This is a genomic window from Mycobacterium sp. TY815, from assembly GCF_030755135.1.
GTDB lineage: Bacteria > Actinomycetota > Actinomycetes > Mycobacteriales > Mycobacteriaceae > Mycobacterium.
Map to the genome: position 1 here is coordinate 1,556,119 of NZ_JAUFRX010000001.1, position 22,050 is coordinate 1,578,168.

The following is a 22,050-nucleotide window of genomic DNA, read 5'->3' on the forward strand; positions in this document are numbered from 1 at the left end:
GGTTTTCGACTTACAATCGAAAACATGCCCAATGGTAGCACCGCCCACGAAGTGCTCGCCGTCGTGTTCCAGGTTGGGATGGTTACCGGCGGCTCACAAAAGGGAAAACCCCAGTTGAACGTGCTGTTATGGCAGCGCGCCCAGGATCCGCAGCGCGGCGCGTGGTCGCTGCCCGGTGGACGGCTGCGCAACGACGAGGACATGACCACCTCGGTCCGCCGGCAGCTGGCCGAGAAGGTCGATCTGCGCGAACTGTCCCACCTCGAACAGCTCGCGGTGTTCTCCGATCCGCAGCGGGTGCCGGGTGGGCGGATGATCGCCTCGACGTTCCTGGGGCTGGTGCCCTCCCCCGCGACACCTGAGTTACCCCCGGACACGCGCTGGCATCCGGTCAATGCGCTGCCACCGATGGCCTTTGACCACGGACCGATGGTGGCCCACGCGCGCACCCGCCTGGTCGCCAAGATGTCCTACACGAACATCGGATTTGCCTTGGCGCCAAAGGAATTCGCACTGTCCACGCTGCGCGACATTTACGGCGCGGCGCTGGGCTATCAGGTCGACGCGACCAATCTGCAGCGGGTACTGGCCCGCCGCAAAGTCATCACCGCCACCGGGACCATCGCCCAGTCCGGCCGCAACGGCGGGCGACCGGCCGCGCTCTACCGCTTCACCGACTCCCAACTGCGGGTCACCGACGAATTTGCTGCACTGAAGCCCCCCGGATAGGGCTGACAATGGATTGTGACGAGCGACACCCGGCGCGGTTTTAGGCGTGTCGACGGTTTGTACAGTAGCTTGTATAAGAGAAGAATAAGGCGAATTAAGACATTGGTAAGAGGCGCTGGCCGCCACGCGCAGCCGGCGCCGCATTATGACTAGCCTGAACTCCGCCCTCATTCGGGATCGCTGGGCGCGACGAAGGCCACGAAGGGAGCCTTAATGGTCGAGCTCGCAAAGCTGGGAGGCGAAACCGGGGCGGAATGGATCGGGCGACCCCCGCATGAAGAGCTGCAGCGCAAGGTCCGCCCGCTGCTCCCGGCCGACGACCCGTTCTACCAGCCGCCCGCCGGCTTCCAGCACGCCGCGCCGGGGACCGTGCTGCGCTCCCGCGAGGTCGAACTGGCGTTCATGGGGCTGATCCCGCAGTCCATCACGGCGACGCAGTTGCTCTACCGGACCACGGACATGAACGGAAATCCTGAGGCGACGGTCACCACCGTCCTGCTCCCGAAGGAACCCGCCCCCGGCAAGACCATGCCGCTGCTGTCGTACCAGTGCGCCATCGACGCCATCTCGTCCCGGTGCTTTCCGTCCTACGCGCTGCGCCGCCGCGCCAAGGCGGTCGGCTCGCTGACCCAGCTGGAGCTGCTGCTGATCAGCGCGGCCGTCGCCGAAGGGTGGGCGGTGTCGGTGCCTGACCACGAGGGCGTGCACGGGTTGTGGGGCACCCCGTACGAACCCGGCTACCGGGTTCTCGACGGTCTGCGGGCCGTGCTCAGTTCGGAGCGGCTCGGTGTGCCCGCGTCGGCACCGATCGGGCTGTGGGGCTACTCCGGCGGCGGGCTGGCCAGCGCGTGGGCCGCGGAAATGTGCGGCCAATACGCCCCTGAGCTCGACATCGTGGGTGCGGTGCTCGGATCGCCCGTCGGCAACCTCGGGAACACCTTCAAGCGACTCAACGGCAGTCTGCTCGCCGGCCTGCCTGCCATGGTCGTGGCCGCGCTGACGCACGCCTACCCCGACTTGGACGCGGTGATCAAGGAACACGCCAACGAAGACGGCCTGGCCATGCTCGAGAGCATGGAGCGGATGACGACCGCGCAGGCCGTCATCTCGATGGCCAAGAAGAACATGGCCGACTACCTGGACGAGCCACTGGACGACATCCTGGCCACCCCGGCGGTCGCGCATGTCTTCGACAGCACCACCCTGGGGGTCGCCGTGCCGACGCCGCCGGTGCTGATCGTGCAGGCCGTGCACGACTACCTCATCGGTGTCGACGACATCGACGCGCTGGCCGACGCCTACTCAGCTGGCGGCGCCGACGTCACCTACCACCGCGACGCCTTCAACGAGCACATGCTGCTGCACCCGTTGTCCTCACCGATGGCGTTGCGCTGGCTGATCGACCGGTTCGCCGGCCGGCCCATCACCGACAACCTCATCCGGACCACCTGGCCCACCATGTTCAACCCGATGACCTACGCCGGGATGGCACGTCTGGCCGTGATCGCGGCCAAGGTCATCACCGGCAGGAAGATCCACCGGCGTCCCCTCTAGGGGGCGACCGGTCCGGCAGGAACGGGCGGCACCACAGCAGGACGCGGGTCGACGGGCGGGTAACCGCCCAGGTCGTCGCGCACCGTCCCGGTTGCCGCGAGGGCATAGATCAGGGCCGCGGTCGCCGTCGGCGAAAGCAGCGTGGCGGCGATCTGCAGCGGCAGGTGACCGAAGAAAACCGGTGGCGCCTGTCTGACATAGGTCACGTTGTGATCGCCTGACGCGAGCGCAACCGTGTCGAAATTCAGTGCGCCGTAACGAAACAGGACCAGGAGCGCGCCGACGCCCGCGGCGGCTGCCGCGGCCCCGATCAGCCCGACGGTCAGCGCGGCGACCATCTGCGGTCCCCGGTGGTCGCGCCACTGCCACACCGCCACGGCGCCGACCACCGCAAGCACGCCGAGCAGACCGAGCAACATGAACGGCGCCACGAAAAAGTTCTGCGATTCGCTGCCCAGGTAATCGTGCACCCGCTCACCCTTGCGGCTGACCGCGACCACGGCGTGGATCGGCGGGGCGATCCACGCCCAGAGCGCACCGACCAAGACACCGGCAGCACTCAGTGCCAGCACGACGGTGAGCAGCGCGCGATTGCGGGGCGTGCGCGGCCCCACCGGGCGATCCAGGGGTGGAGAAACGTCGGTTACCGCTTCCTCGGTCATCTCTGCGCCTCCAGATCTGCCGAGTCCACCTGGCCATGTCGGGAGCATCGTGCCCACCAGCCGTCGGGCCGGACCTGCACGATCATCCGTCGTCCGCATTCGGCGCAGAACCGGGGCGGCTCCAGCCCCAGTTGTGCTGCCGTGGGCGTGGCCGAGCCCGCCGGTTCCCCGGTGTAGACGTTGTAGACACCGGCTCCGACCGGAGCACCCAGATTTCCCGCCACGCTTCTCTTTCTACAAACTCGCGTTGAGCGCCTTGAGCGGCATCTGCAGGTCGTCGAGCAGCTCCAGATCGGCCTCGGCGGGGCGACCCAGCGTGGTGAGGTAGTTGCCGACGATCACGGCGTTGATTCCGCCCAGGATGCCCTGCTTGGCGCCCAGGTCGCCGAGGGTGATCTCCCGGCCGCCGGCGAAGCGCAGCATGGTCCGCGGCAACGCCAGCCGAAACGCTGCCACCGCCTTGAGAGCCTCGCTGGCCGGCAGCACCTCCAGGTCGCCGAACGGGGTGCCGGGGCGCGGGTTGAGGAAGTTCAGCGGCACCTCGTGCGGGTCCAGTTCGGCCAGCTCAGCGGCGAATTCCGCGCGCTGCTCCAGCGTCTCCCCCATGCCCAGGATCCCGCCGCAGCACACCTCCATGCCCGCTTCGCGCACCATCGACAGGGTTTGCCAGCGTTCTTCCCAGGTGTGCGTGGTGACCACGTTGGTGAAGAACGAGCGGGCCGTCTCCAGGTTGTGGTTGTAGCGGTGCACACCCATCGCCGCCAGCCGCTCCACCTGCTCGGCGTTGAGCATCCCCAGCGAGCAGGCGATGTGGATCTCGACCTCGTTGCGGATCGCTTCGATTCCGGCGGCGACCTGGGCGAGCAGCCGCTCGTCGGGTCCGCGCACCGCGGCCACGATGCAGAACTCAGTCGCACCGGACTTGGCCGTCTGCTTGGCCGCCTCGACCAGGCTGGGGACGTCCAGCCAGGCGCTGCGCACCGGGGACTGGAACAGGCCCGACTGTGAGCAGAAGTGGCAGTCCTCCGGGCAGCCGCCGGTTTTGAGGCTGATGATTCCCTCGACCTCGACCTCCGGGCCGCACCAGCGCATCCGCACCTCGTGGGCCAGTGCGAGCAGCTCTTCCAGCCGGGCATCGGGCAACTGCAGGACCTGCAGCACCTGGTCTTTGCTCAGTCCCTGGCCACCGTCGAGCACTTGCCGGCGGGCAACCGCGAGGATGTCGTCGCTGTCTTTGCCATCCTGGCCGGTGTCGCTGGTCGGTCGAGTTGGCGCTTGAGTCACCGGGTACTCCCCTGTTTGTTGATCGCGTCCGAGCACGGTCGGACCTGTTCGCGGCCGCGGCGTTCGTGGCAGCCGGAATGAAATGGTGTTCAGGTTAGGGTAGCGGGCGCCCGGTCGGCGGATGCCGTGCGGTTGCCGGGATACGACCGGTTCCGGGAGGGTATGGAAGCACCATGAGCAATCCGCCCGTCACCTACCTGGCCGACCACGGGATCTGGCTGGCCATACCGGCGTTTCTGCCGGCGCTGATCGTCGCGGGAGTGGTGCTGTACGTCGCAATGAAAAACCGGCGAAGCTCCGGCAAAAAGCAGGATTGACCTGCCCGTCTTTTGGGCATTACAGGTTCGTCCCAGTCAGCCGTGCGCAACGGGAGGCGATCGCGGTGATATTGACAGTTGTTGCGGAGGCACCGGCGGCCGGTGGAGCCGCCATCGACCAGGTAATCGGGCTTTCGGTCGCCGCGCTGGTCATCACGCTGATCATGCTGGCCATCGGTTATGCGCACCGCACCCGCCGGATTACGTGGCTGGGGCGGTTCGCCGACTGGCTCGGCGTCAAATTCAAGCGCCCGTCGTGGGTGGCGCTACCGGTGCTGGTGTACACCTCGTCGATCATCTGCGCGCTGTTCGGTTTCATCTGGGACGTCAGCTGGCATATCGGTGAGGGCCGCGACCCGGGCCCACTGGCCAATCCGGCGCACTACTTCATCATCTTCGGCCTGTTCGGGATATTCCTGGCCGGCATGATCGCCATCGTGCTGCCGTTCGACGAGCCTGGCCCGGCGCCGGTGCGCATCACTGACAACTGGCATGCACCCGTCGGCGGCATCTTGATGGCGGGCTGTGGAATGTACGCCCTGTTCGGGTTCCCGCTCGATGACATCTGGCACCGCATCTTCGGCCAGGACGTCACGCTGTGGGGACCAACGCACCTGATGATGATCGGCGGCGCCGGGCTCTCGCTGTTTTCGGTGCTCATGCTCGAATACGAGGGCGGACGGGCGCTGCCGGACGCGCCGCCGGAGAAGCCGTTCGTGCGCTTCCTGCGCTACCTGTCCTGCGGCGGTCTGCTGATCGGCCTGTCCGTCTACCAGATCGAATACGACTTCGGCGTCCAGCAGTTCCGCCTGGCGTTTCACCCGATGATGATCGCCGGCGTGGCATCGCTGGCGCTGGTCGTGGCCCGCGTGACGCTGGGCAAGGGCGCGGCGATCATCGCGGCGCTGTTCGCCATCGCACTGCGTGGTGCGGTCGCATTCACCGTCGGCCCAATTTTGGGAGCTCCGATCAACTGGTTCCCGCTGTACCTCGGGCCGGCGCTGATCGTCGAGTTGCTCGCCCTCAGTCCCCTGTTCAAGCGCCCCATCGCCTTCGGCGCCGTCGCCGGTCTGCTGATCGGAACCGTCGGCCTCTGGCTGAGTTCACTGTGGGTGGGCGCGGTTTACCACTACCCATGGCCGACCAGCATGTGGGGCGAGGCCCTCGCGATGTCGGTGCCCGTGGCGGTGATGATGGGCCTCTGCGGCGCGCTGACCGGGATGGTGCTCACCGGGCAACCGCTGCCGCGTCGGGCGATCGGCATCGCCATTGTCGCGGCGACCGTCGTCGTAATCGGTGGCGCGGTGGCCAACGGGCTGCACATCGTCATCCCGAGCAAGAACACCGCGACCATCAAATTGACCGACCTGCCCAGCGAGCCCGGCAAGCAGATGGTGTCCGCGGACGTCCAGATCAATCCGCCTGACCTGATCAAGGACGAACCTGACTGGGTGTCGATCACGTCCTGGCAGGGCAAGATGGAGAACCAGCGTGGTCTGGTCATCGATCGGCTGCAGCGGGTCGGCCCGGGGCACTACCGCAGCACTCAACCCATCCCGGTCTGGGGCTCCTGGAAGACCCTGCTGCGCGTCCAGGACGGCTACACCATGACCGCCGTTCCGATCTACGCTCCGGCCGACGAGGCGATCCCCGCTCCCGAGATCCCTGCCCAGCCCGTGATCACCCGGCCGTTCGTCCTGGAGAACACGATCCTGCAGCGCGAACGCGACCCGAACGCCCCAGAGTGGCTCTTCACGGCCGGCTCGATACTGGTGCTGATTTTCACGCTGATGGTGATCGCGGCCCTGACCTGGGGTGCCGGACGGATCAACGGCGAGACCAGCAAACCCAAACGAGCGGAGGAAGAACGACACCCGCTCCCGCGGGCGGCATGAGTTGATGACGGCACGCATCTTCGCCGCTGCCTGGGCAGCCGTGGTGGCCTGCGCGCTGGTCGGCTGCGGTGGCAGTTCGCACCGTGACCATCAGACCAGTGGTGCGGTGGGTCCGGGCCTGACGATCGAGGTCACCATCGCCAACGGACAGGTGAACCCGACCAACGCCACGCTGCAAGCCAGGGTGAAAGAACAGATCACGCTGAAGATCACCAGCGACGTCACCGACGAGCTGCATGTTCATTCGGTGCCCGACCACAAGTTCGAGATCGCGGCGGCGCCCAACCAAACATTCCAGTTCTCCGTCGACGTGCCCGGCAATGTCGACGTCGAGCTGCACCACCTCAAGCGCACTATCGCCACCATCCAGATCCAGCCGTGACCACCGCCGGGGCGGTGCTGGCGCATGGCCTCGGCGGGTCGAACGATCTTCCGGTCCCCTACACCTTCGCGTTGATCGGTGCGGCGTGGGCCCTGACGTTCACATTCGCACTGGTTGCCCTGGCGTGGAAGAAGCCCCGGTTCGATCCGGCCAAGCCGGGACACGCCCTGCCCGACGCGGTCACCCGCTTGGTCGATGCCCGTGTCACCCGCTGGACGGTGGCGGCACTGGCGTTGCTGTTGGCAGTGTGGGTGCTGCTGGCCGGGCTGTTCGGCCCGCAGACGCAGGCCAACGGTCTCCTCGGGGCGTTCTACGTTGTGCTATGGGTCGGGTTGGTGGCTCTCTCATTGGTTTTCGGGCCGGTATGGCGGATGGTCTCGCCGGTCCGCACGGTGTACGTCATGCTGCGGCGGTGCCTGCCGGAGCGGCTGGGACGGGCGCGGTTCGCCTATCCGGAGAGCTGGGGTTACCGTCCTGCCGCGCTGGGGCTGTTCGCGTTTGTCTGGATGGAGTTGGCCAGCCCCGACTCGGCGTCGGTGTTCGCCGTGAAGATCTGGTTGCTGGTTTACACCGTCGTTCTCCTGGTGGGCGCCTGGCTATGCGGTCAGCGCTGGCTGGCCCGGGCCGACCCGTTCGGCGTCTACAGCATGGCGGTGTCCCGGTTGTCGCCTTTTCGGCGTGATGCCGGCACCGGAAAGATCGTCGTCGGCAACCCGTTCGACCATCTGCCGTCGCTGCCGGTGCGGCCGGGCGTCGTGGTGGTACTGGCGGTGCTGCTGGGCTCCACGGCGTTCGACAGCTTCTCCGCATCGCCGACATGGCGCAACTTCTCCGACGGGGTGGCACGGGAGGCATCCGGGGTGCCGGAGACGCTGACGTCGTCGGCGCTGCGCACCGCCGGCCTGATCGTCTTCATTTCCGTTGTAGCACTGACATTTTCGCTTGCAGCTCGGGCCACCGGCGGAGTGGATGCCGAGCAGCGTCGGGCGTTGCCCGGCCAGATGGCGCACTCGCTGATCCCCATCGTGGTCGGCTACATTTTCGCGCACTACCTCACATACCTGGTGGAGCGTGGCCAGCAGGCCGTGATCGCGCTGGCCGACCCGCTCAGCCGTGACTGGCAGGTCGCCTACATCCTGTCGATGCACCCCGCCGTGCTGTCCACCATCAAAGTGACCTGCGTAGTTACCGGGCACATCGTGGCGGTCATAGCCGCGCACGACAAGGCTTTGCGGTTGCTGCCATCGGCACATCAGCTGACCGGGCAGCTCACCATGATGCTGGTGATGGTCGGCTACACCTTCATGGGCTTATATCTGTTGTTCGGCGGTTAGCCGAGACTGAATTCGACGCGCTCGTCACCGTCCCAGCGGCGGAGTCCGGCGAAGCGGCCCTCGAACTGCGCCGGCCGGCCCGCAACGGCCAGTGCCGAACCGAGATGCGCGGCGTCCATGCGCCGGGCCAGGGTCACATGTGCCGTCCACTGCCCCGGCAGGCTGTTCGCCATCGGCTCGGGGATCAGATGTGGGCCGCACAGCCGATGTACCTCGGCGTGCAGATCCAGCAACTCTCGTGACGGCACGATCAGCCGGGTGAACACGACGTTGGCCCGGCCGAACAACACCGGTGCGCCGATGGTGCAGCGCAACGGCAACTGCCGCGCCACCGGAACCAGCAATTCGTCGACGGCCGGGTCGATGCGCTGGGCGACCGCAACCGTCACGTGCGGACGGCCGGGCGGGACGCGGATGGGCAGCCCCGCCTTCTTCAACGCGCCGACGTCGTCCCACATCCGACGCAACTCGGCCTCGGTGTCAGAGTCGAAGAGCAGCTCGATCGAATGCGCCATCAGGACACCACCGACCTCACCCAGTCGCCGTCGAACGCGGCCGCACTCATCGCCGCAAAGCCGGCGGCCGTGCCGGCGCCCTCTGGCAGCGCGGCGCGCACCGGCGCCAGTCGGTTCAACTCCAGGCGGTTCGAACGCTCCACCGCTCCGGGTTGCGCCGGCCAACTGCCGATCACCAATCCGGCACACGAAAGTTCATGTGTTGCAAGCGCTTCCAGCGTCAGCGCGGTGTGGTTGAGGGTCCCCAGACCGGCTCTGGTCACGACGAGCACGGGGGCCTCGAGGTCCGCCGCGAGATCACGCAGTGTGACGCCGCCGGCGGCGAGTTCCACCAGTAATCCACCGGCACCCTCTACCAAGGTCAACCGGCCCGGTCGGTCCATGCCGCGGATCAGTTCCACCATCTCGTCGCGAGCCGGCAGCGACATCCCGGCCTGCTCGGCCGCCGCCGCCGGAGACATGGGTAGCGGGAAGCGCGCCAAGCCCGCGAGTTCGGTCACACCGGCCAGTCGCCGCACCTCGGCCAGGTCGTCGTCGCCATCGGCGGTGCCGGTCTGGGCGGGCTTGCAAACAGCCACATCGACGCCCAGTTGACGGGCGCAGGACGCCAGCGCGGCGGTGGCGACCGTCTTCCCGACGCCGGTGTCGGTGCCGGTGACAACCAGGACCGTCAACGGCGGGCGCCGGACAGCACGTCGGCGAACACCCGCCGGGCCAGGTCGAGTTCGTCGGCGCTCAGCGAGGCCCGCGCGGTCAGGCGAAGGCGGGAGGTCCCGGCGGGTACGGTCGGCGGCCGGAAGCAACCCACCTTGACGCCCGCCTCCAGGCATGCCGTGGCCGCGGCCAGCGCGACCTCGGGATCACCCAGGATGACCGACACGACCGCCGACTGCGGAACCTCGGCGACACCACACGCCTGGGCCAGCGTGTCGGCATGGCTGAGTACCGCCGCCGGCCGCCACGGCTCGGAAATGAGCAGACGCAGCGCCGCCAGTGCGGCGCCCACCGCGGCGGGCGCCAGGCCGGTGTCGAAGATGAATGGTCGTGCCGCGTCGATCAGGTGGGCGCGCACCTCGGCCGGGCCGAGTACCACCCCGCCCTGACTCCCGAGCGCCTTCGACAGGGTGGTGGTGACCACCACGTCGGGCGCTCCGGCCAGCCCAGCCTCGTACAGCAGGCCGCGGCCGCCGCCCCGCACGCCGAGTCCATGAGCCTCGTCGACGATCAGCAGCGCGCGGTGTCGCCGGCACACGTCGTGCAGTTCGCGCAGCGGCGCCAATGAGCCGTCGGCGCTGAACACCGAGTCGGTGACGACCACGGCGCGCTCTTCGTCGCGGGCGGCCAAAGCCGACTCCACCGCGCCGACATCGCGATTGGGCGTCACCACCACCCGAGCCCGGGACAGCCGGCAGGCGTCGACCAGGGATGCGTGCGAGTAGGCATCGGACACCAGCAACGAGCCCGGACCGGACAGGCTGACCACCGCACCCAGGTTGGCGGTGTAACCCGAGGAGAAAACCAGCCCGGCGGCGGCACCGACATACTCGGCGAGTTCGGCCTCGAACTGCGCGTGCAGTTCGGTGTCGCCGGTGACCAGCCGGGAACCCGTGGCCCCGGCACCCCACACCCGCAGCGCCTGGACGCCGCCTTCGATGACGTCGGGATGCTGAGACAAGCCCAGGTAGTCATTCGAGGCCAGGTCGAGTTCGGTGCTCACCGGCGGACGAGGCCGCAGGGATCGGCGCAGACCGGCCTGACGGCGCTGGATCTCCACCGCTTCCAGCCAGGCCAGCGGGGACGTCTCGGTTGACTTCATCGCTGATCAGACTACGAGCCGGGCAACCTGCACCATCGCCGAGGTGATCTGAGCGATCTCGTCGGGTGTGCAGACATACGGGGGCATTGCGTAAACCAGGTTGCGGAACGGGCGCAGCCACACACCGCAGTCCAGCGCCATGGGCGTGGCAACCGCCAAATCAACCGCGCGGTCGCATTCGATGACGCCGATGCCGCCGCACACCCGCACGTCGGTGACCCCCGGCAGCGCGCGGGCCGGTGCCAGCCCGGCGCTCAGTCCGGCAGCGATCTCGGTGACCCGGGATCGCCAGTCCTGACTCAGCAGAACCTCGACACTGGCCACCGAAACCGCGCACGCCAGCGGATTGGCCATGAACGTCGGCCCGTGCATCAGCGCTCCCGCGCTACCGGCGCTGATGGTGTGGGCGATGTCGGTGGTGCACAGGGTCGCGGCCAGGCTCAGATATCCGCCGGTGAGGGCCTTGCCGACGCACATGATGTCCGGGCTGACGCCGGCGTGGTCGGCGGCGAACAGCTCGCCGGTGCGCCCAAAGCCGGTGGCGATCTCATCGAAGATCAGCAGCACCCGCTGGCGACGGCAGATCTCGCGCAGGTCGGACAGGTACCGCGGGTCGTGAAATCGCATCCCGCCGGCTCCCTGCACCACGGGTTCGACGATGACGGCTGCCAACTCGGCGGCATGGTCGGCCACCTGGGCTTCGAACGCCGCACTGTAGGCGGGGTCGTAGTCCCGCGGCACCTGCGGGGCGAACACCTGGGGCACCAGCACGTCGGACCACAGCGAGTGCATGCCTCCTTCGGGGTCGCAGACGCTCATCGGCGTGAACGTGTCGCCGTGGTAGCCGCCTCGCCAGGTCATCAGGCGATGCTTGGCCGGTTGGTCCAGGCTGCGCCAGTACTGCAACGCCATCTTCACCGCGACCTCCACCGACACCGAACCGGAGTCGCTGAAGAACACGGTCTCCAGGCCCGGCGGGGTGATCTGCACCAGCAGTTGGGCCAGCCGGGCGGCCGGTTCGTGGGTCAGACCACCGAACATGACGTGGTTCATGGTGTTCAGCTGGGCGATCATCGCCGCATCCAGGGTCGGGTGCCCGTGGCCGTGAATGGCGGTCCACCAGGAGCTCATCGCGTCCAGCACCTCGACCGGGCGACCGTCGCGGACCAGTGTCAGCCAGGCGCCACGCGCAGCGACGGCCACCACCGGCGGTATCGCTTCCCTGCCGATCGTGCTGTATGGATGCCAGAGATGTGCGGCATCGATCGCGCTGATCTGCGCGGGCGTCAATCGGGTTGGTGATTGTCCGGCCGCTGCCACGAAAGCCGACCTTAGTCGGTTGCGGTCGCAGAAAACCCGTTCATCGGGAAGCATGCAGGGCATGGCAGCACCGGAACAGTCCCGCGACCCGGACCAGGATCAGCGCCGGGTCATCCGGCTCCGCCTGGTTCCGTGGGACGTCATCACCATGTTTGTGCTGCTGGGGTTGCTGATCGCCGCGGTCACCATGACGACCTGGCCGACCCGGTTGTTCGCCTTCACCGACAACGTCTGCCAGGGTGACGACTGCCCGATGGTGCCGTTCGGGGTGAACTACTACATCTACCCCTTGGTGTGGGGCGGTATCGGCGCCGCCGGGACCGCCGCCCTGGTGGGTCCATTCGTGTCACTGGTCAAGGGCTGGTTCATGTCCTTCTGGCCGATCGTCGCGGTCGGCGTGCTCAGCCTGGCCTCGGTGCTGGGCCACGCCCTGACGGATTTCAGCAACACGTTCGGGCGCTGAACGCGTTTTAGAGACATCACGTGGCGGCAACGTCTTTGAGACCGAAATCACAACTGCCATCACAAGATTGACCCTCTCCATCACCGTCGGGTCACGTTCCTACAAATAATGTTTCGCCACTCTGGCGGTCACTTATCTCTGTTGTCAAAGTGTCTGTAGTGACTGGTGTGATTTGGACTCGGGCTAACGGGGTCGGTCACGCCATCAGGTACAGCGGCGCTCGGCCCCGAAGAGGCGGCCCATCGCTCCTGAACGCCGGCGGATGCGCGCGGTCACCGCGCTGAGGCACAGAGGGGCCACCCGGCCCCAGGAAACGAGGGAACGAAATGAAACGCGTCTACGCCTTCGCGATCGGGCTGCTGATGTTCGTGGCGCCAATGGTGACTGCCGCGGGGATAGCGTCCGCAGATCCTTACACCCGGTCCAACGACTACCAGCAGCTCGCCGACACGGTGATCGCGCGCGGACTCTCGCAGCGCGGCGTGCCGTTCTCGTGGGCCGGCGGCGGTGTCACCGGACCCACCCGAGGCACCGGTTCGGGCATCAACACCGTCGGGTTCGACGCCTCGGGCCTGATCCAGTACGCCTATGCCGGCGCCGGGCTCAAGCTGCCGCGTTCCTCGGGTCAGATGTACCGGGTCGGTGAGAAAGTCCTTCCCCAGCAGGCCCGCAAGGCTGATCTGATCTTCTACGGCCCCGAAGGCACCCAGAGCGTCGCGATGTACCTGGGCAACGGGCAGATGCTCGAGGTCGGTGACGTCGTGCAGGTCTCGCCGGTGCGCGCCAGCGGTATGGCGCCGTACCTGGTCCGGATCCTGGGGACGAATTCGTTGCAGACCGGACCGGTGCAGCCGGCGCCGGCGCAGACGGTGCCCGGTCAGCAGGCTCCGGCCCAGACGATCCCCGGCCAACAGGCTCCAGCTCAGACCGTGCCCGGTCAACAGGCTCCGGCCCAGACCGTGCCCGGCCAGCAGGCTCCGGCCCAGACCGTGCCCGGTCAGCAAGCTCCGGCCCAGACGATCCCCGGCCAGCAAGCTCCGGCCCAGACGATCCCCGGCCAACAGGCCCCGGTCCAGACGATCCCCAGTCAGCAAGCTCCCGTTCAGCAGGCGCCGCTGCAGCAGCAGGCCCTCCCGCAGGCACCGTTGCAGCAGGTGATCCCCCAGCCGCCGAATCCACTGGTTCCCACGCCACAGCCGCCGCTGCAGCTGATGCCGGCGCAACCGGCCCCGGGAGCCACCGCCCCGCGCTGACCGACCGGGTTCCCAGGTTTTCCCCCAAGCCGCCGCTTGCTCCGCACGGAGCGGGCGGCGGTTTTCGGTAAGTTAGCGGTGATCATGCCGACACCGCCGCCTCCTCCGATCCCGGCTGCCACCACGCAGGCCGCGGGCATGGGCACGCGCTCGTCCGGCTTCTACCGGCACGATCTCGACGGTCTGCGCGGCATCGCGATCGCTCTGGTCGCCGTGTTCCACATCTGGTTCGGCCGGGTGTCCGGCGGGGTGGACGTGTTCCTGGCCCTGTCCGGATTCTTCTTCGGCGGCAAGGTGCTGCGGGCCGGGTTGGGCGGGAAGCTGTCTCCGGCTACCGAGGTGGTCCGCCTGATCCGACGGTTGTTGCCGGCGCTGGTCGTGGTGCTGGCGGGGTGCGCGCTGCTGACCGTTCTGATCCAGCCGGAGACCCGGTGGGAGGCGTTCGCCGACCAGAGCCTGGCCAGTCTCGGCTACTACCAGAACTGGGAACTGGCCCACTCGGCGGCGGACTACCTGCGCGCCGGCGAGGCGGTCAGTCCGTTGCAGCACATCTGGTCCATGTCGGTGCAGGGCCAGTTCTACGTGGCATTTTTGGCGCTGGTCGCGGCCGTCGCCTATTTGGGCCGGCCGCTGGGCAGGCATTTGCGCACGGTTTTCGTGGTGCTGCTCAGCACGCTGACGGTGGCGTCGTTCGTGTACGCGATCATCGCCCACCAGGCCTATCAGGCGACCGCGTACTACAACAGCTTCGCCCGGGCCTGGGAACTGTTGCTGGGAGCGCTGGTGGGCGCGGTGGTCCCCTACATCCGCTGGCCCATGTGGCTACGGACGGCGACCGCCACGGTGGCACTGGCGGCGATCCTGTCGTGCGGTGCCCTGATCGACGGTGTCAAGGAATTTCCTGGACCGTGGGCCCTGGTACCGGTCGGCGCCGCGATGCTGATGATCATGGCGGGAGCCAACATGGCCGGCGAGCCTGCCACCCGCGGCCGGATGCCCCTGCCCAACCGGGTACTGGCGGTCGGACCCCTGGTGACACTGGGCGCGATGGCCTACTCGCTGTACCTGTGGCACTGGCCGCTGCTGATCTTCTGGCTCTCCTACACCGGTCACCGCCAGGCCAACTTCCTCGAGGGGATGGGCGTGCTGCTGGTAGCGGGGGTGTTGGCATACCTCACCACCCGCCACGTCGAGGACCCGTTGCGCTACCGGGCAGCCGCGGCACCGTCCGCGCCGGTGCCCTGGCGGCTGCGGTGGCGCCGGCCGACGATCGCGCTGGGATCAGTGGTGGCGCTGCTCGGTGTCACCCTGACCGCGACGTCATTCACCTGGCGCGAACACCTCGTCGCCGAGCGCGCCGGCGGCAAAGAGCTCAGTGGACTCAGCTCCGCCGACTACCCGGGCGCGCGGGCACTGGTCAACCACGTGCGGGTACCGAAACTGCGGATGCGGCCCACGGTGCTCGAAGTCAAGGAAGACCTGCCCGCCTCCACCCGGGACGGGTGCATCAGCGACTTCGTCAACCCGACGGTGGTCAACTGCACCTACGGCGACACCGATGCTCCGCGAACCATTGCCCTGGCAGGCGGGTCACACGCCGAGCACTGGCTGCCCGCGCTGGATCTGCTGGGCCGGCTGCACCACTTCAAGGTGGTGACCTACCTCAAAATGGGCTGCGCGTTGTCCACCGAGCAGGTCCCGCTGATCATGGGCAACAATGCGCCCTACCCCCAGTGCCGGCAGTGGGTGGAGACGACGATGGCCAAGCTGGTCACCGACCGCCCCGACTACGTCTTCACCACCTCGACCCGGCCCTGGAACATCAGGGCCGGCGACGTGATGCCCGCCACCTACATCGGCATCTGGCAAACGTTGTCCGACAACAACATTCCGATCCTGGGCGTGCGTGACACACCCTGGCTGGTCAAGGACGGTCAACCGTTCAACCCCGCCGACTGCCTGGCCAAGGCCGGCAATGCGGAGTCCTGCGGAGTGAAGCGCTCCGAGTTGCTGTCCGATCACAACGGCACGCTGGACTTCGTCGCTCAGTTCCCGCTGCTCAAGCCGATCGACCTGTCAGACGCGATCTGCCGGCCCGATACGTGCCGCGCCGTCGAGGGAAACGTGCTGATCTACCGGGATCCGCACCACCTGACGCCCACCTACATGCGGACGCTGGCACCGGAACTGGGACGGCAGATCGCGGCGATCACCGGTTGGTGGTGACACGCGACCAAGGGCGGCCGACACGGATAAGGTTTGGTGATGTCGTCGACGGAGCGCGGGAACCAGGGTGCATATGACGGCGCGGACGCCTCACCCGAACTGGCGACGGTATGGCCCGGGGCGCCATTTCCCTTGGGAGCCACTTATGACGGCGCCGGCACCAACTTCTCGTTGTTCTCCGAAGTCGCCGAGAAGGTCGAGCTGTGCTTGATCGCGCGCGACGGGAGCGAAACCCGGATCAATCTCGACGAAGTCGACGGCTATCTCTGGCACTGCTATCTGCCGACCGTTACCCCTGGGCAGCGGTACGGGTTTCGCGTGCACGGACCGTTCGATCCGGCGGCGGGTCACCGCTGCGATCCGAGCAAGCTGCTGCTCGACCCGTACGGCAAATCCTTCGTGGGCGACTTCGATTTCACTCAGGCGCTGTTTTCCTACGACCTGGAGGTGGCGGCCGAGGACCCGTCCGAAACCGGTACTCCCCCGATGGTCGACTCGCTGGGCCACACCATGACCAGCGTCGTGATCAACCCGTTCTTCGACTGGGCCTCTGATCGGGCGCCCTGCACGCCGTATCACGAAACGATCATCTACGAGGCGCACGTCAAGGGCATGACCCAGACTCATCCGGGTATCCCACACGAACTGCGCGGCACGTATGCCGGGCTGGCGCATCCGGCGATCATCGACCACCTCAAATCGCTCAATGTCACCGCCATCGAGCTGATGCCGGTCCACCAGTTCATGCACGACCACCGGCTGCTCGACCTGGGTTTGCGAAATTACTGGGGGTACAACACCTTCGGCTTTCTGGCTCCGCACTATCAATATGCGGCGACGCGCAAACCGGGTGGTGCGGTAGCCGAGTTCAAGTCGATGGTGCGCACTTTCCACGAGGCCGGCATCGAGGTGATCCTCGACGTCGTCTACAACCACACCGCCGAGGGAAACCATTTAGGCCCGACGATCAACTTCCGCGGCATCGACAACGCCGCCTACTACCGCCTGGTCGACGGTGACCTTCGCCACTACAAGGACTTCACCGGCACCGGCAACAGCCTCAACGTGCGGCACCCGCACACCCTGCAGCTCATCATGGACTCGCTGCGCTACTGGGTGCTGGAAATGCACGTCGACGGCTTCCGGTTCGACCTGGCCGCCACCCTGGCCCGCGAGTTCTACGACGTCGACCGGCTGTCAGCGTTTTTCGACCTGGTGCAGCAGGACCCGGTGGTCAGCCAGGTCAAGTTGATCGCCGAACCGTGGGACGTCGGCGAAGGTGGTTACCAGGTCGGGAATTTCCCAGGTTTGTGGACCGAGTGGAACGGGAAATACCGCGACACTGTGCGCGACTACTGGCGGGGTGAGCCCGCAACCCTCGGCGAGTTCGCTTCCCGGCTGACCGGGTCGTCGGACCTGTACGAAGCGACCGGCCGGCGGCCCGGCGCGAGCATCAACTTCGTCACCGCCCATGACGGTTTCACCCTGCAGGATCTGGTGTCCTACAACGAAAAACACAATGCCGCCAACGGTGAAGACAACCGCGACGGTGAGAGCCACAACCGGTCCTGGAACTGCGGCGTGGAAGGACCTACCGACGATCCCGACGTCGTCGCGCTGCGTTGCCAACAGATGCGCAACTTCTGGGCGACGTTGATGGTCAGTCAGGGCACCCCGATGATCTCCCACGGCGACGAGATCGGGCGCACCCAGTTCGGCAACAACAACGTCTACTGCCAGGACTCCGAGTTGTCCTGGATGGATTGGTCGTTAATCGAGAAGAACGCCGATCAGCTGACCTTCGCGCGCAAGGTAACGCGGCTGCGCAAGAAGCATCCGGTGTTTCGCCGCCGCCGCTTCCTCAAGGGCCGGCCCATCCGCAGTGGCGAGTCGGAAGTCCACGACATTTCCTGGCTGACGCCTGCCGGGCAGGAGATGACAGAGCAGGACTGGGACAACGATTTCGGCAAGAGCATCGCGGTGTTCCTCAACGGCCAGGCCCTGCCCGAACCGAACCGCCGTGGCGAACGGATCGTCGATGACTCGTTCCTGCTGTGTTTCAACGCCCACGACCAGGAAGTCACATTTGTCATGCCGCACGGCGACTATGCACAGCAGTGGACAGTGGAGCTGGACACCACCAGCCCGACCGGAGTGACCGAACGGGTGGTCGACGAGGGCGACGAGGTCGCACTGCCCGGACGCTCCGTGCTCATTTTACGTAAGACGTTGTGACGTATGCCTTTACCGGTCTCCGCAACCTATCGGTTGCAGTTGCGCGGCGCGTCCAGCGGCTTCGCGTTCACCCTTGGCGATGCTGAAAAGCTCCTGGATTACCTCGACGAACTCGGGGTGTCCCACGTCTACCTGTCCCCGATCCTGACCGCGACCGAGGGCTCGTCGCACGGTTACGACGTCACGGATCCGACCACGGTGTCGCCCGAAATCGGCGGCCCGGAAGGGCTGGCACGGCTGTCCGAAGCGGCGCAGGCACGCGGTATGGGCCTGGTGATCGACGTTGTGCCCAACCATGTGGGCATCGACCAGCCGGATCAGAACGCCTGGTGGTGGGATGTGCTGCGGCACGGGCGCGAATCCAACTACGCCGGGTACTTCGATATCGACTGGACCTTGGATGATGCGGGCCGAATCGTTTTGCCGCTGTTGGGTTCTGACGATGATGCGGCCGATCTGACGGTGGATGGCGACCTGCTGCGACTGGGTGACCTGGCGCTTCCCATCGCCCCGGGCACCGGCGACGGCCCCGGCCCCGAGGTGCACGAGCGCCAGCACTACCGGCTGGTGGGATGGCGCAACGGCGTGGTCGGATACCGCCGATTCTTTTCGATCACCTCGCTGGCCGGTCTACGTCAGGAGGACCGCAGCGTCTTCGACGCCAGCCACGCCGAAGTTGCCCGCTGGTTCAGCGAGCGGCTCGTCGACGGGGTGCGCATCGACCATCCGGACGGATTAGCAGATCCGGCAGGCTATTTGATCTGGCTGCGCGAGACGGTCGGACCCGACGCCTGGATCGTCATCGAGAAGATCCTGGGCGTCGACGAGGCGCTGGAACCCACGCTGCCGGTCGCCGGCACCACCGGCTATGACGTGCTGCGGGAGGTCGGCGGGCTTTTCGTCGACCCGGCAGGCGAGACCACGCTCACCGAACTCGTCGGGTCCGCGGGCGTGGACTACAGTACAATGCCGGATATGTTGGCGCAACTGAAGATCCGCGCCGCCACCGACACCCTGGGCAGTGAGCTGGCCAGGTTGCGGCGCAGCATCGTCGCGAGCGCAGGTGCCGATGATCCGCGGTTGTCCGACGCCGTGGCCGCCCTGCTCACCCACATCGACGTCTACCGGTGCGACTACCAGTCTTTGTCGGCGATCCTGCCCACTGCCCTGGCGGAAACCCAAGCAGCGCAACCGGATCTGGGTCCCGCGCTGACGGGGCTGGCAGCGGCACTGGCCCGGGGCGGCGAGCCGGCCACCCGCCTGCAGCAACTCTGCGGCGCGGTCACGGCCAAGGCTGTCGAAGACTGCCTGTTCTACCGCGACGCCCGGTTGGTGTCGCTCAACGAGGTCGGCGGCGAACCGCACCGGTTCGGAGTCGGAGCCGCCGAGTTCCACCAGAGTTCGGCCACCCGCGCACGGCTGTGGCCGGCCGCGATGACGACGCTGACCACGCACGACACCAAACGCGGCGAGGACGTGCGGGCCCGGATCGGAGTGCTCTCTCAGGTGCCGTCGCTGTGGGCCGAGTTCGTCGGGCGCTGGGAGACTCATGCCCCCTCCCCCGATCCCGCAACCGGACAGTTCTTGTGGCAGAACATCTTCGGCGTCTGGCCGGTGAGCGGCGAAGTCACCGGCGAACTGCGCGAGCGGCTGCACGCCTACGCCGAGAAGGCGATTCGAGAGGCCGCCTGGCACACGTCGTGGAATGACCCGGACTCCGACTTCGAAGGCGCCGTGCACAGCTGGCTGGATACCGTGCTGGACGGGCCGGTGGCCGGCGAGCTGACTAAACTCGTGGGGCAACTCAACCCGCATGCCGCCAGCGACGCGCTGGGCCAGAAGCTGTTGGCCCTGACCGTGCCCGGCATCCCGGATGTTTACCAGGGCACCGAGCTGTGGGATGACAGTCTGGTCGATCCGGACAATCGCCGCGAGGTCGACTACACGACGCGGCGCAACGCACTGAAAGAATTGCAGCACCCCAAGATTCGCGTGGTCACCACCGCACTGCGGCTACGGCGGTCGCGGCCGGACTGTTTCCTGAACGGCGATTACGTGCCGGTGCTCGCCGCGGGTCAGGCCCGCGATCATGTCGTGGCGTTCCGCCGTGGTCCGGGCATTCTGGTGGCGGTGACCCGCTGGACGGTGGCCCTGGCCGACACCGGTTGGGGCGACACGGTAGTGCCGCTGCCGGAGGGGTCGTGGACCGATCGACTGACGGGCGCGGTGGCCAGCGGGCCGACGTCAGCCGCGCAATTGTTCGGTGAGTTGCCCGTGGTGCTGCTGGAGCGTCGTGATGACTGAATTCAAAGTATGGGCACCGAAACCCGAGCTGGTGCGACTGGACGTCGACGGCACGGTGCACGACATGGTCCGCTCCGACGACGGCTGGTGGCACACCGACGTCGACGCGCCCGCGGACGCCCGCTACGGCTTCCTGCTCGACGACGACGACAGGGTGCTGCCGGACCCGCGCTCGGCCCGCCAGCCCGACGGGGTGCACGAACGTTCCCAGCTCTGGGACCCGTCGAACGCGGCCTGGACCGACAGTGACTGGTCGGGTCGGTCGGTCGAAGGCGCGGTGATCTATGAACTGCACGTCGGCACTTTCACGCCCGCGGGTACCTTCGACTCCGCCATCGAAAAGCTCGACTACCTGGTCGATCTCGGCGTCGACTTCGTCGAGCTGATGCCGGTGAACTCTTTTGCCGGTACGCACGGCTGGGGGTACGACGGCGTGCTGTGGTACAGCGTGCACGAACCCTATGGCGGTCCCGACGGCCTGGTCAGACTGGTCGACGCGTGTCACGCCCGCGGCCTTGGCGTGCTGATCGACGCGGTGTTCAACCACCTCGGCCCGTCGGGCAACTACCTGCCGAAGTTCGCACCATATCTGTCGTCGGCCAGCAATCCGTGGGGCGAGGGCATCAACATCGCCGACGCCGACTCCGACGAGGTGCGCCGGTACATCATCGGATGTGCGTTGCGGTGGATGCGCGACTTCCACGCCGACGGTCTGCGGCTGGACGCGGTGCACGCGTTGGTAGACCTCACCGCAGTGCACCTGCTCGAGGAGCTCGCCACCGAAACTGACTGGCTGTCAAGGCAGTTGGGCCGCCCCCTGGCTCTGGTCGCCGAGAGCGACCTGAATGATCCGCGCCTGATCACTGCACGCGAACGCGGCGGATACGGCCTGACCGCGCAGTGGGCCGACGACATCCACCACGCCATCCACACCGCGGTATCCGGCGAACGGCAGGGCTATTACGGCGACTTCGGGTCCCTCGCCACGCTGGCCCAGACGCTTCGCCACGGTTTCTTCCACGCCGGCACCTACTCGTCGTTCCGGCGGCGCCGCCACGGTCGCCCGCTGGACACCACCGAGGACACCGGCATCCCGGCGACCCGACTGCTGGCCTACACCTGTACCCACGACCAGGTCGGCAACCGCGCCCTCGGAGACCGCCCGTCGCAGAACCTGACGCCGGGACAATTGGCCGTCAAAGCCGCTCTGGTGCTGGCATCTCCCTACACCGCAATGCTTTTCATGGGTGAGGAGTGGGGAGCATCCACGCCGTTCCAGTTCTTCAGCTCGCATCCTGAGCCGGAACTGGCCGAGGCTACCCGCAAGGGACGCAAAGCGGAGTTCGCCGAACACGGGTGGGACGCCGATGAGATCCCCGACCCCCAGGATCCGCAGACGTTCGAGCGGTCGAAGCTGAACTGGGGTGAAATCGCATCGGGAGCGCACACCCGGCTCCTGGCGTTCTACCGCGATCTGATCAACCTGCGGCACAACGAGCCCGACTTCGCCGACCCGTGGCTCGACCATCTGGTCGTCGACTACGACGAGGATCAGCGCTGGATCGTGCTGCGGCGCGGCGGCCTGACGGTCGCGTGCAACCTCGGCGAGGAGGCGGTATCCATACCCGTCAGCGGTGAGCTGGTGCTCGCCTGGGACGCCCCCGAGATCGGCAAGGACGCCACCCGGGTTCCCGGGCATTCCGTCGCCATCCTGCGGTAGCGTCCCCGCGCGAGCAGTCCCTGCGGTAGCGTCCCCGCGCG

General features: G+C 67.1%; 18 protein-coding genes and 1 pseudogene. 12 read left to right on the forward strand and 7 right to left on the reverse strand.

From position 1 onward, the window contains the following. Positions 1-24: 24 nt before the first annotated feature. Together QXK92_RS06410 and QXK92_RS06415 are read left to right on the forward strand one after the other, a co-directional pair. Positions 25-729 carry an NUDIX domain-containing protein gene (locus tag QXK92_RS06410; RefSeq protein WP_306240826.1) on the forward strand — a complete coding sequence of 235 codons (705 nt, stop codon included), beginning with the start codon at positions 25-27 and terminating at the stop codon, positions 727-729. A gap of 213 nt (positions 730-942) precedes the next feature. After that, on the forward strand, positions 943-2,283 hold the full coding sequence (locus tag QXK92_RS06415; protein ID WP_306240827.1) for a lipase family protein: 1,341 nt from the start codon (positions 943-945) through the stop codon (positions 2,281-2,283). Here the strand turns inward: QXK92_RS06415 and QXK92_RS06420 are convergent. Genes QXK92_RS06420 through bioB form a run of 3 tightly spaced genes read right to left on the reverse strand, consistent with a single transcriptional unit; the run spans position 2,280 to position 4,229 of the window. Further along, entirely contained in the window at positions 2,280-2,945 is a 666-nt protein-coding gene (locus tag QXK92_RS06420; protein ID WP_306240829.1) for a DUF2567 domain-containing protein, read from the reverse strand. The genes QXK92_RS06415 and QXK92_RS06420 overlap by 4 nt on opposite strands. Beyond that, entirely contained in the window at positions 2,942-3,169 is a 228-nt protein-coding gene (locus tag QXK92_RS06425; RefSeq protein ID WP_306240830.1) for a hypothetical protein, read from the reverse strand. Before QXK92_RS06425 ends, QXK92_RS06420 begins: the two co-directional genes overlap by 4 nt. 10 nt (positions 3,170-3,179) lie before the next feature. Next, complete coding sequence (bioB, locus tag QXK92_RS06430) at positions 3,180-4,229, reverse strand: biotin synthase BioB (protein ID WP_306240831.1); 1,050 nt, start codon at positions 4,227-4,229, stop codon at positions 3,180-3,182. Positions 4,230-4,402: 173 nt separating this feature from the next. On the opposite strand from bioB, the gene QXK92_RS06435 reads away from it, so the two are divergent. From QXK92_RS06435 to QXK92_RS06450, 4 genes are all read left to right on the forward strand, one after another. Continuing rightward, positions 4,403-4,546, forward strand: coding sequence for a hypothetical protein (locus QXK92_RS06435; RefSeq protein ID WP_306240832.1), 144 nt, complete (start codon positions 4,403-4,405; stop codon positions 4,544-4,546). A 113-nt stretch (positions 4,547-4,659) separates the two neighbouring features. Next, the gene (locus tag QXK92_RS06440) at positions 4,660-6,441 is read left to right on the forward strand and encodes a hypothetical protein (protein WP_306244237.1); all 1,782 of its coding nucleotides are present in this window, start codon (positions 4,660-4,662) and stop codon (positions 6,439-6,441) included. Between the two features lie 4 nt (positions 6,442-6,445). Further along, positions 6,446-6,823 carry a hypothetical protein gene (locus QXK92_RS06445; RefSeq protein WP_306240833.1) on the forward strand — a complete coding sequence of 126 codons (378 nt, stop codon included), beginning with the start codon at positions 6,446-6,448 and terminating at the stop codon, positions 6,821-6,823. After that, on the forward strand, positions 6,820-8,157 hold the full coding sequence (locus QXK92_RS06450; RefSeq protein ID WP_306240834.1) for a hypothetical protein: 1,338 nt from the start codon (positions 6,820-6,822) through the stop codon (positions 8,155-8,157). The genes QXK92_RS06445 and QXK92_RS06450 overlap by 4 nt, the downstream gene beginning before the upstream one ends. Here QXK92_RS06450 and QXK92_RS06455 read toward each other — a convergent pair. Genes QXK92_RS06455 through QXK92_RS06470 form a run of 4 tightly spaced genes read right to left on the reverse strand, consistent with a single transcriptional unit; the run spans position 8,154 to position 11,808 of the window. Further along, positions 8,154-8,672 carry a 2'-5' RNA ligase family protein gene (locus tag QXK92_RS06455; RefSeq protein ID WP_306240835.1) on the reverse strand — a complete coding sequence of 173 codons (519 nt, stop codon included), beginning with the start codon at positions 8,670-8,672 and terminating at the stop codon, positions 8,154-8,156. The two genes, QXK92_RS06450 and QXK92_RS06455, sit on opposite strands and share 4 nt — an antisense overlap. Then, positions 8,672-9,346, reverse strand: a complete 675-nt coding sequence (gene bioD / locus QXK92_RS06460; RefSeq protein WP_306240836.1) for a dethiobiotin synthase — start codon at positions 9,344-9,346, stop codon at positions 8,672-8,674. Before bioD ends, QXK92_RS06455 begins: the two co-directional genes overlap by 1 nt. Continuing rightward, positions 9,343-10,488 carry an 8-amino-7-oxononanoate synthase gene (locus tag QXK92_RS06465; protein ID WP_306240837.1) on the reverse strand — a complete coding sequence of 382 codons (1,146 nt, stop codon included), beginning with the start codon at positions 10,486-10,488 and terminating at the stop codon, positions 9,343-9,345. Before QXK92_RS06465 ends, bioD begins: the two co-directional genes overlap by 4 nt. A gap of 6 nt (positions 10,489-10,494) precedes the next feature. Next, positions 10,495-11,808 (reverse strand): adenosylmethionine--8-amino-7-oxononanoate transaminase, encoded by a 1,314-nt coding sequence (locus QXK92_RS06470; protein ID WP_306240838.1) that lies wholly within the window; start codon positions 11,806-11,808, stop codon positions 10,495-10,497. Positions 11,809-11,869: 61 nt separating this feature from the next. Between QXK92_RS06470 and QXK92_RS06475 the strand changes: the two genes are divergently transcribed. From QXK92_RS06475 to treZ, 6 genes and pseudogenes are all read left to right on the forward strand, one after another. After that, the gene (locus tag QXK92_RS06475) at positions 11,870-12,271 is read left to right on the forward strand and encodes a hypothetical protein (protein WP_306240839.1); all 402 of its coding nucleotides are present in this window, start codon (positions 11,870-11,872) and stop codon (positions 12,269-12,271) included. A gap of 326 nt (positions 12,272-12,597) precedes the next feature. Further along, a pseudogene (gene ripD, locus QXK92_RS06480) lies at positions 12,598-13,266 on the forward strand (NlpC/P60 family peptidoglycan-binding protein RipD); the annotation flags it as partial. A gap of 342 nt (positions 13,267-13,608) precedes the next feature. Beyond that, the gene (locus QXK92_RS06485) at positions 13,609-15,750 is read left to right on the forward strand and encodes an acyltransferase family protein (RefSeq protein ID WP_306240840.1); all 2,142 of its coding nucleotides are present in this window, start codon (positions 13,609-13,611) and stop codon (positions 15,748-15,750) included. A 39-nt stretch (positions 15,751-15,789) separates the two neighbouring features. Beyond that, positions 15,790-17,985 (forward strand): glycogen debranching protein GlgX, encoded by a 2,196-nt coding sequence (gene glgX / locus QXK92_RS06490; RefSeq protein ID WP_306240841.1) that lies wholly within the window; start codon positions 15,790-15,792, stop codon positions 17,983-17,985. 3 nt (positions 17,986-17,988) lie between these two features. Continuing rightward, entirely contained in the window at positions 17,989-20,289 is a 2,301-nt protein-coding gene (gene treY, locus QXK92_RS06495) for a malto-oligosyltrehalose synthase (RefSeq protein ID WP_306240842.1), read from the forward strand. Beyond that, positions 20,282-22,009 (forward strand): malto-oligosyltrehalose trehalohydrolase, encoded by a 1,728-nt coding sequence (gene treZ, locus QXK92_RS06500; RefSeq protein ID WP_306240843.1) that lies wholly within the window; start codon positions 20,282-20,284, stop codon positions 22,007-22,009. Before treY ends, treZ begins: the two co-directional genes overlap by 8 nt. The last annotated feature ends 41 nt before the right edge of the window (positions 22,010-22,050 follow it).

Bases quoted from the DNA above. Each gene is read 5' to 3' on its own strand.
- QXK92_RS06435 (WP_306240832.1), top strand. From the start codon at position 4,403: ATGAGCAATCCGCCCGTCACCTACCTGGCCGACCACGGGATCTGGCTG.
- treY (WP_306240842.1), top strand. From the start codon at position 17,989: ATGCCTTTACCGGTCTCCGCAACCTATCGGTTGCAGTTGCGCGGCGCG.
- QXK92_RS06455 (WP_306240835.1), bottom strand. From the start codon at position 8,672: ATGGCGCATTCGATCGAGCTGCTCTTCGACTCTGACACCGAGGCCGAG.
- QXK92_RS06420 (WP_306240829.1), bottom strand. From the start codon at position 2,945: ATGACCGAGGAAGCGGTAACCGACGTTTCTCCACCCCTGGATCGCCCG.
- glgX (WP_306240841.1), top strand. From the start codon at position 15,790: ATGTCGTCGACGGAGCGCGGGAACCAGGGTGCATATGACGGCGCGGAC.
- QXK92_RS06410 (WP_306240826.1), top strand. From the start codon at position 25: ATGCCCAATGGTAGCACCGCCCACGAAGTGCTCGCCGTCGTGTTCCAG.
- QXK92_RS06415 (WP_306240827.1), top strand. From the start codon at position 943: ATGGTCGAGCTCGCAAAGCTGGGAGGCGAAACCGGGGCGGAATGGATC.
- treZ (WP_306240843.1), top strand. From the start codon at position 20,282: ATGACTGAATTCAAAGTATGGGCACCGAAACCCGAGCTGGTGCGACTG.
- QXK92_RS06485 (WP_306240840.1), top strand. From the start codon at position 13,609: ATGCCGACACCGCCGCCTCCTCCGATCCCGGCTGCCACCACGCAGGCC.
- QXK92_RS06445 (WP_306240833.1), top strand. From the start codon at position 6,446: ATGACGGCACGCATCTTCGCCGCTGCCTGGGCAGCCGTGGTGGCCTGC.
- QXK92_RS06465 (WP_306240837.1), bottom strand. From the start codon at position 10,488: ATGAAGTCAACCGAGACGTCCCCGCTGGCCTGGCTGGAAGCGGTGGAG.
- QXK92_RS06475 (WP_306240839.1), top strand. From the start codon at position 11,870: ATGGCAGCACCGGAACAGTCCCGCGACCCGGACCAGGATCAGCGCCGG.